This is a genomic window from Oleiphilus sp. HI0117 (assembly GCF_001635235.1).
This window is the reverse complement of sequence record NZ_LWGA01000751.1, coordinates 1-8,756: the sequence shown is the minus strand read 5'-3', so window position 1 is coordinate 8,756 and position 8,756 is coordinate 1. Positions and strand designations below refer to the sequence as shown.

Genomic DNA, 8,756 nt, shown 5'->3' with positions numbered 1-8,756 from the left:
TTTATCTGGCAATTTAGCCGGTTTTACTGTTGTGGACTGAGTAATGGATCGTTTATTTGAATTTATTGGTAATCATATTGAGCTTTCAGGTTTGTTTGTCGCGTTGTTGGCTGCACTATGGTTTACCGAGAGATCGCGTTCTGGAAGAGCCGTTAGTCCTCAAGAGGCGACGCTTTTACTAAATAAAGATCAGGCTGTGATCGTTGACTTACGTGACAAGAAAGACTTCTCTGAAGGTAAAATTACAGGTGCCTTGCATATTCCTTTTGCAAACTTGAAAGAGCGATCGACTGAGCTGGAAAAATATAAGGATAAGCAAATTATCCTGGTAGATAAAATGGGTCAGCACTCTGGAATGGCGGGTAAGACTTTGCAGGCAGAAGGTTTTGAGAATGTCTGCCGTATGAGTGGTGGTATTGCTGAGTGGAAAAATAGCAATATGCCTCTGGTTCGTAAATAAACACAATAGCTAAGAGTCAATAAAATGGTCGTAATGTATTCTTCAAAATTCTGCCCGTTTTGCTTTCGTGCTAAAGCGCTTCTTCAAAAAAAGAAAGTAAACTTTGATGAAATTCTAGTGGATGCAGATCCATCTATCAGGCAAAAGATGATGAAAGAATCTGGCCAGCATACAGTGCCACAAATCTGGATTGGAACAACTCACGTAGGTGGCTGTGACGACTTATTTGCTTTAGAGGCAAAGGGTGAGCTAGACGCTTTATTGGAGACCTTATAGCTTATAAGGTTATTCCTATCGCAAAAACTAAAAAAAGAGCTTGATAGGCTCGCATTTTTAACTAGCACCGCCTAGTATTTAACTTTTGGCTCGTCAGCTTAAGTTTTACGAGCTGTTATCAAATTATCAAGAATTAGGATCCATCATGTCAGAGAATGAAACGCCTGAAGTTGGCGCTCAAGAGGAACAGCAGCCACAAGTCAACTTTGCCCTACAGCGCATCTATGTAAAAGATATTTCCTTTGAGTCACCGAACTCACCCATGGTTTTCCAGAAACAATGGAAGCCAGAAGTGAAAATGGATCTCAATACTAAAAATGCTGGTTTAGGTGAAGATCACTATGAAGTAGTTGTTTCAGCTACTTTTACCGTTTCAGTCGAAGGTATGACGGCTTACATTGTTGAAGTTCAGCAAGCGGGCATCTTTAAGCTTGAAGGTCTAGAAGGTATTCAATTGGCACAAGCGCTAAATGCGTTTTGCCCAAATCTTCTATTCCCTTACATGCGTGAAACTATTGACACAGTTGTCGTTAAAGGTAGCTTCCCGGCAATGATGGTTGCACCGGTTAACTTCGATGCTATCTTTGCTCAAGCTGTAATGAAGAAGCAAAAAGAAGCGCAAGAAGCGGCTGAGAAAAAAGCGGGTAGTGAGTCTACTCACTAAGCCTCTTGTTATGAAAGAAGAAAGCAGTGCTATGTCGCACTGCTTTTTTGTTTGAGCGCATTTTTTTGTTATTTCTATTTTCCCTATTTGGTTGATATTAAATATATGTTCCATATCGCACTCTATGAACCTCAGATCGCCCCCAATACAGGTAATATAATTCGTCTGGTTGCGAACAACGGTTGTTATCTTCATTTAATCGAGCCATTGGGGTTTGATCTAGAAGAAAAGAAACTTCGACGTGCGGGTCTGGACTATCGAGATATGGCAAACGTAACGCGCCATAAGGACTATGCTTCTTTTCTTGAGGCTGTTGAAGGGCGGCGAATTATTGCATGTACAACTAAGGGGAGTGGGCCTCATGATCAGCTCACTTACCAGGAAGGTGACGTATTATTGTTTGGTTCTGAAACGGCAGGGCTGCCCGATTCAGTTTTAGCGAGTATTCAGTCAGAACACAGAATCCGCATTCCAATGATGGTCGATAGCAGAAGCCTAAACTTGTCCAATGCAGTGGCAATCATAAGTTATGAGGCTTGGCGTCAGTGCGGATTTAAAAATGCTCAGCTAGTGGGCGAGTTTTCTCCTTCATAAGTGCTTTTTATCTGCTTTATTTTTTCTTTTCGTAAACGGTCTAGCTGCTCGCCAATTTCTTTCCCTTTGTAGCCCTCGGCAACGATTTCTTTTGTGGTGATTAAGCTGAGAGTGTGTAATATCCGGCTAAAAAGATCTGCTTGTTGGTATTGCGCCTTTTCAAACCCGGTCCTACCTCGTGAGTCTGCCTTGCTGCACAGTAATATTTCTGCAAAGCGCTCAGGGCGTCTAAAGGCGTCGCACTGCTTTAAAACTTTCAGAATGGTTTCGCTTCTTAACTCAAAAGCTTTATGGATGTGCGTGTGATATTCACTGCATAAACATGCCAGGTCTCGGTATTCATTCGGTACTCGATTTCGTTCACAGAGCTTCTTTATCGGCTCTAAACCTAGGCGCTCATGGCCATGATGGCTTGGCCATTTTTCAGGGGCGGTACAAGCTTTTCCCAAGTCGTGTGTAAGAGCAGCAAAGCGAACTTGTTTTGATTGGCTTAGTTGACTAGCTTGCTCCAAGGACATGAGAGCGTGGATGCCACAGTCGATTTCTGGGTGGTACTTTTCTGGCTGAGGAATGCCAAATAGCGCATCGATTTCCGGGAATACGACTTTCAGGCAGCCAACTTTTCTAAGTACTTCAAAATAAATCCAAGGGGACTTTTCACTTAGTGCTCGTTCAGTTTCTTGCCAGATACGCTCAGGGACTAAATGATTTGCCTCACCTTTCAGAACCATTTTGCTCATGAAATCGAGTGTTTCGTCAGCTATTTTAAAGCCGAGGTGATAAAAGCGAGCAGCGAAACGAGCCACGCGTAGAATTCTTAGTGGGTCTTCTGTGAAGGATGGCGAGACGTGCCTGAGTAGTCTGTTCTTCAGATCGTCTTGACCGCCATACGGATCAATCAGCTCACCGTCTGCGCTCATTGCCATCGCATTAATGCTTAGGTCTCTTCTGATAAGGTCTTGTTCTAAAGTGATTGATTTTGACGTGTCAAAGCTGAAGCCTTGGTAGCCCTGACCGTTTTTACGCTCTGTCCGCGCAAGAGCGTACTCTTCTCTAGTTTTGGGGTGGAGAAATACAGGGAAGTCTTGGCCGACCTGGGTAAAGCCTTGTTTAAGCATCTCGTCTGGGTTGCTACCTACTACGACCCAGTCTTTATCCTTGCTGTTAATTTCGAGCAAAGAGTCACGTACAGCACCACCCACAAGGTAGGTTTTCATCACATTCAAGCCCACGGGAGAGAAAGAGCTAGAATGCTAAACCAAATCCTATCGAACCGCCAGCTTCTACTTCACTCAGCATAAATGCAGCCTCAATATTGAAGTGGCGTGGCTGGTATAAAAAACCAGCTGTTAAGGTGTGATCTTCTTTTGAGGCCTCTTCTGTTTCAGCAATATTGAAGCGCGCACCTGCACGTAAGTGGAAGTCATCTCTCCAGTAATACTCACCACCAAAAGATATGAAGCGGGTATTGCCTTCGAAGGCGAACACTTCATCTTCGTTTAGATCAATATCAAGCGTCATCATATAGTCTTCACGGTAAGTGGCTAAACCCACTTTATAGCGTGCTTGAACTGAAGGCTTGCCTCGAGGTAATTCATCAGTGGGTACGGGAGGGGAGAATGTTGAAATGTCGGTTGGAAACATATTCATTCCAGAAATACCGAATACCCACTCGCCTTCTAGCCACCAACCATCCAGGCCGAATTCTTCACGTAAAAAGTTGTCGGTAAACAGGATTGCTAAGCCTATATCTACGTTCCATTCTAGGTTGCTATCACTAGGTCTGTCAGCCGGAGCGTTATTCACATCGTATTCATCTAGCGGCCTTGAAACTTGAGATGCATTGAACTGAATCAGTTTGGGTGTAAAACCCCACGATATGGGCATGTTATAATCAATAACATTGGTTGTAGCGACGGTTGCGCCCATTTCTTCATAGTCAAATTGAGTGCTTTCAACCGATGAACTTAATAGGTCTTCAATACCTGTGGATTCCGCAAGGCCAGTAGTTTCTACTTGTCTAACAATGTCATCAATAGTTGCTGCATCTTTATTTAGGATGGTGCTTACTTTGCGAATTTCACGGCGAGTGTAGAAATTGATAGTTAGCGGGTCAGTATCCACTAACAAGTTAAAGTTATGCATTTCATCAGAGCGATATGAGCTAAAACTTTTTTCACTTAGAGAGTCTTTTAGAAGTTTAGCGGTATCTCTGGTGTCGCTAATATCTCCGCTGTTAGCGGCGTTGATAAAGTCTTGTTCTATTGGTGAATTTTGATAGTCGAGAACGTCAGAGTTAAAAGACTCTCCGTAAAGCTGTCGCTGGCCACTATTTATTGCAAGATAGATCTTGTCGGGGTTATCGCCTCGGTTGAAGGCAATCAGAGCAGGGTTGTGAGCGGACGCGTTAAACTTTGAAGCTGAAGCAACACCGGTTCCGCCCATAGCCATTGAACGAGGGTCTAAAAATACTTTGTAGCCACTTAGTGCGGTTGAGCTATAAGCGAGACAAACTAAGCAAATGGCAAAGTTTGATAAGCTGAAGGTGAATCTGAAATTCATTATTTCCTTGTTCCTTGAGCGGGTCCTGACTAGTTAACTTATGCTGGCTAACGGTACGGTGACTGTACGTAGCTTGATCCGTAGAGGCAATTTTAACGGAAAGTCGAAAGTGACAACGACGGGCACGTCACGCTTTGTAACATAATGTCCAAATTCGTGGTATTTTTTTGGCTTAACTGTGCTTATGTATTGAAGTCATTTAATGACTCTGTATTGCCGCCTAACAACCTTATTTGCCGCTTAGAGCTATGAAAACGGCAAGCGCTCTCCTGAATTGCTGCAAATTTTACAGTAATGACTTGGCACAGGATTTTCATAGTGATTATGAAAAACTCAGGTATTTGGCTCTTATTAACGCATTTAAGTATCTGTTGTTCGGGGTGTCTCGATGCGATCTTCGCTCACCATTTACTGGGAACCTAGTTTGATATGCTTGCTTTGAAGAATCTAGTCATTTTTTGTTTACTAACCGCTGCGCTCTGCTTTTCTCCGGCTCATGCCCATAAATATAAAGATAAGAATAGTGTGGGTACGATGAAGAAAGAGGAGAAGGAGCCGATTGAGCCTATTGTAGTCCGTGTTACGGGGTATGGCGCTTATGAAAGAAAGGAGGACTCGGAGTCAGAGTCGAAGCGTTTGATGGCGATACGGGCCTCAAAGCTTGATGCTTACCGTACCTTGGCCGAAAGGCTTTACGGTATCGGAATCAGTGGTGGTTCCCAGGTTGATGAGTTTGTGATGAAAAGTGATCACTATGCAGCGGCTGTCGATTCTTATGTGCGAGGTGCAAGGGTAGTTTCGATTATTGAGAATAAGGGGCGCGGATTTGAGACTGTGTTGGAAATATTACTGCCAGGCGATTTTCACGACTGTATCAATAAAATGAACAATATCAAGTTCGGTATAGATTGCCACCGGCCACTGCCGATGGCTTCCAGTAGTGAGCCCCGCACTAAGCGTGCTGCATCTCAGTCAATGCAATCTGTATATTTTTTGAAGTGAGGTTGGTATGAAGTATTTTTCCTTCTTGCTCGCTCTAATGTCTTGTTTGCTATCACCAGTAAGTGCTAATGCAGAGTGGATACAAGTCACAGGGCAGGCAGATTTTGATGGTCAACGCTATGATCTGGCGAGAGATCGTGCTCGACAGGATGCGCTTAAGCAAGCTCTGCTTCAGGCGGGTGCCCGAGTAAAGAGTGATCAACGTGTTAGCAATGGAAAGATAAGTAAGGACTACTTTTCAGTTTCGGGTGAAGCGCGTATTCGTAAATCTGTACTACAAGATGAATTTGTTAAAAAAGGCATCTTGAATCTGGTGATGAACTTTGATGTTGAAGAAGTTGCCAGTTGCCCTGATTCCCAAGCAAAAAAATATCGTAAAAAAATCGCGGTGCTGGGGTTTTCGGTTCAGTCTCCTGCTCAACTGAGATTGGGGGGGGTTCATAATATTGAGCGTGGATTGGCCAGTGCACTTAATCAGTCTTTACAGCTGCAAGATAAGTTAGTTGTTTTCGAGCAGAGTGAGTTTTCTTTGCATCAGGATGTGATCAATGCGCCCAGTCACTTCACATCGCAGAGTACACTGACCAAAGCGGCTGATTACGCGAAGCAGGTTGGAGCTCAATTTGTTATCTCAGGTGTGGTGAGAGATCTGTCGCTAGAAGACCCGGAAGCTTTCTCCACATCATATTGGGCGAAACTGAAAAGGATGAGCAATAATGCCAATATCAAACGTCGCTTTGCAATGGAGCTATTTGTTCATGATGGCTATAGTGGTGCGATTATCTGGCAAAGAAGTTTTGCAGTATCTGCGCCGTGGGAAGATGATATTGATGATCTGAGTGGCTTTGGCACTGCAGAGTTCTGGAGTGACGAATATGGTCTAGCAGTCGCTCAACTGGTGGATGGTGTTGCTACTTTAGTAGGAGAGCAATTGGAGTGTCAGCCCTTTATTGCACGTATATCAAGAGTTGACGGTAAAACATTACACTTCAATTCGGGTGCAAGCTCCGGTGTTCGCCCTGGAGATAAGTTTTCTTTATATCGTACCTACAATTATTACGACGCAGATATGCTAGCGGGTACTGAACTAACGAATGTCAAGACATCACTCACCGTTTCTCAGGTGCACCCTGGTTTTGCTAGTGGTAGTGTCAGTATGGACCCAGGGCGAATAAATATACAAGAGGATGACTTGCTAATCGCTTGGTAGTTTTTACACCCAGTAAGAGAAAAATATTAGTAGCAGTCCGCCCAAATACCGTTGGATAAAATGCTTTTTGTCCAGCGAGTCGCTCTTCAGTTCTTCGCTGCAGCTCAGGTCGTCACGAAAATTAATTGCCAATTGCTCTCGGCTGGCGGTAAGTTGCAGGCTGTAATCGATTTCCAAATCATGCATTAGGCTGCGGGTGTTGAGGTTACTTGAGCCGATGCAAGCCCAGTCATCAATAATCAAGGTTTTAGAGTGCATGATTCCTGCTTGGTATTCGTAGAGTCGGATGCCAGCTTCAAGTAATGTTGAATAGAAGAACGCAGAGGCCCAAGGAATGAAAAATATATCCGAACGCCCGGGGAGTAATATTCTTACATCAACCCCGCTTTTACTTGCTGTGCATAGGGCGTCTTGCAGTTCGCTATCTGGTACAAAATAAGCGTTCGCTATCCATACCGCATGCTTTGCATTTTTAATTCTCTGTAATAAGTCTTTTCTCTGTTTTCGTCTTAAGCGGCGGCTGAAGTTATAGAGAAAAGGGCTCTCAGGCAAGTACCGAGCGCTGGTGCGACATGAGTGTTTATACCAGCAGGTGTCGAAAGCTAGCCTTACGCTCTGGGTTACTTGTCCAGATATTCTGATTGCTGTGTCACTAAATTGTTGACCGCCAAGGGCCTTGGGTAAATGCGCTTTTGTAATGTTGAAACTGCCAAGAAAAACCAGCTTATCATCAATGAGTACAAGCTTGCGGTGGTCACGATTATTAATATAGCTCAGCAAGTGCCATAACTTAAAAATACCAGCAGCAGGGAAGAGGGATAAAGGCCATAGATCAAAACGCCAAGGTAATGGCCGGTATACTTTTACTTCAGCGCCGCAATTAATGAGCTGTTTGGCAACCTGCTCAAAATTATTACCTGCCCCAACTCCGTCAACCAAAACCCTGACTTGCACTCCTCTTAAAGAAGCGTTTTCAAGAGCTTGAGAGATGGCCTGACCAATAAAATCATTGTTGAAGATATATGACTCAAGTAAAACTTCTTGCTGGGCAAGATCAATTGCTTCGATAAGCTGCTCATAATAACTTTGTGCGTCGACAATGATCGATTCGCTAGTCGAAAGCTGATTGCGTGTCATGGTGTGGCCAGCGTAGCTAATAGATTGATGATACTGATTCTAATACACGGCGCTGAATTAAGGGAGCTTGTAAGGAGGTTTGGAAGCAGAAATATTCGAGAGGGCTTGTTACTAAGTTTTAAAAAAGCTTTGGGTATAAAAAATACCCAAAGCTTTACCACCAGGAGATGGAGTAGGTTAAGCTTATTTAAATCGACGTACGCCAGCTAAACCTAATAGACCAAGACCAAATAGAGCAAGAGTCGCTGGCTCAGATACAGTAGCTGCATCAATATTTGCTACAGAAAGTGACTGCCATGTGCTGCCGCCATCTGTTGTGAAACGACCGCTGCTATAACCGTTGCAGCAGTTTTCTGCCCAGTATAGGTCGATAGTGTGGCTGCCAGCAGAAATACCGGCAGTGCCAGATAGAACGTCAGAATTGTTCCAGTTGTATTGCCACCAAAGGTCATCAGTTCTATTTTCGATTAGGCTACCATCAACATATAGAGCTGCGCCGTAGCCTGCGTCCAAGCCAGCTTCGATTCCCCACGAGCCGCTTATAGCAGATGTTAGTGAGATGCTTAAGTGGCTGATCGTGTTGTTGCCAGAAAAGAAACCACTGAAATCTGAAATATTTAGTGAGTTAATCGCTGAAGTTTGATCAGTCCATGAAGTAATAAAATCCGTGTCGTCTATACCATTAGTGATACTACGAGTGTCAATAGTCATCGTCGTTGCGCTAACGTTTAAGCTCAGCGCTGCTAATACTAAAGTAAGAGCGCTTAGAGTAATTTTTTTCATGTGTGTATCCTAGTTGTATTACATTGAATTTGGTGTCTGGTCAGATTAAAGCTATTTATATGCCTGTT

10 protein-coding genes are annotated in these 8,756 nt (G+C 43.7%); 6 read left to right on the top strand and 4 right to left on the bottom strand.

Translation table 11 applies throughout. The features are described from left to right. Positions 1-43 precede the first annotated feature (43 nt). From A3757_RS11895 to A3757_RS11880, 4 genes are all read left to right on the top strand, one after another. Positions 44-460 carry a rhodanese-like domain-containing protein gene (locus A3757_RS11895; protein WP_068508189.1) on the top strand — a complete coding sequence of 139 codons (417 nt, stop codon included), beginning with the start codon at positions 44-46 and terminating at the stop codon, positions 458-460. Between the two features lie 24 nt (positions 461-484). Then, the gene (gene grxC / locus A3757_RS11890) at positions 485-736 is read left to right on the top strand and encodes a glutaredoxin 3 (RefSeq protein ID WP_068511259.1); all 252 of its coding nucleotides are present in this window, start codon (positions 485-487) and stop codon (positions 734-736) included. A gap of 145 nt (positions 737-881) precedes the next feature. Further along, positions 882-1,400, top strand: a complete 519-nt coding sequence (gene secB / locus A3757_RS11885) for a protein-export chaperone SecB (RefSeq protein WP_068511257.1) — start codon at positions 882-884, stop codon at positions 1,398-1,400. 105 nt (positions 1,401-1,505) lie between these two features. Beyond that, positions 1,506-1,994, top strand: a complete 489-nt coding sequence (locus A3757_RS11880) for a tRNA (cytidine(34)-2'-O)-methyltransferase (RefSeq protein ID WP_068511345.1) — start codon at positions 1,506-1,508, stop codon at positions 1,992-1,994. On the opposite strand, the gene A3757_RS11875 is transcribed toward A3757_RS11880, so the two are convergent. Then, entirely contained in the window at positions 1,964-3,211 is a 1,248-nt protein-coding gene (locus A3757_RS11875; protein ID WP_068739683.1) for a multifunctional CCA addition/repair protein, read from the bottom strand. The genes A3757_RS11880 and A3757_RS11875 overlap by 31 nt on opposite strands. Positions 3,212-3,239: 28 nt before the next feature. Continuing rightward, entirely contained in the window at positions 3,240-4,556 is a 1,317-nt protein-coding gene (gene traF, locus A3757_RS11870; RefSeq protein WP_068511256.1) for a conjugal transfer protein TraF, read from the bottom strand. A gap of 429 nt (positions 4,557-4,985) precedes the next feature. Between traF and A3757_RS11865 the strand changes: the two genes are divergently transcribed. Continuing rightward, positions 4,986-5,558, top strand: coding sequence for an LPP20 family lipoprotein (locus A3757_RS11865; RefSeq protein WP_068511254.1), 573 nt, complete (start codon positions 4,986-4,988; stop codon positions 5,556-5,558). Positions 5,559-5,565: 7 nt separating this feature from the next. Next, a complete protein-coding gene (locus A3757_RS11860) occupies positions 5,566-6,768 on the top strand; it encodes a flagellar assembly protein T N-terminal domain-containing protein (protein WP_068739680.1) in 1,203 nt (400 codons plus the stop codon). A 3-nt stretch (positions 6,769-6,771) separates the two neighbouring features. Here the strand turns inward: A3757_RS11860 and A3757_RS11855 are convergent, their stop codons facing one another. Together A3757_RS11855 and A3757_RS26740 are read right to left on the bottom strand one after the other, a co-directional pair. Further along, entirely contained in the window at positions 6,772-7,905 is a 1,134-nt protein-coding gene (locus A3757_RS11855) for a phosphatidylserine/phosphatidylglycerophosphate/cardiolipin synthase family protein (protein WP_068511250.1), read from the bottom strand. 183 nt (positions 7,906-8,088) lie between these two features. Beyond that, positions 8,089-8,688 carry a CCXG family PEP-CTERM protein gene (locus tag A3757_RS26740; protein WP_068509637.1) on the bottom strand — a complete coding sequence of 200 codons (600 nt, stop codon included), beginning with the start codon at positions 8,686-8,688 and terminating at the stop codon, positions 8,089-8,091. Positions 8,689-8,756: the final 68 nt, after the last annotated feature.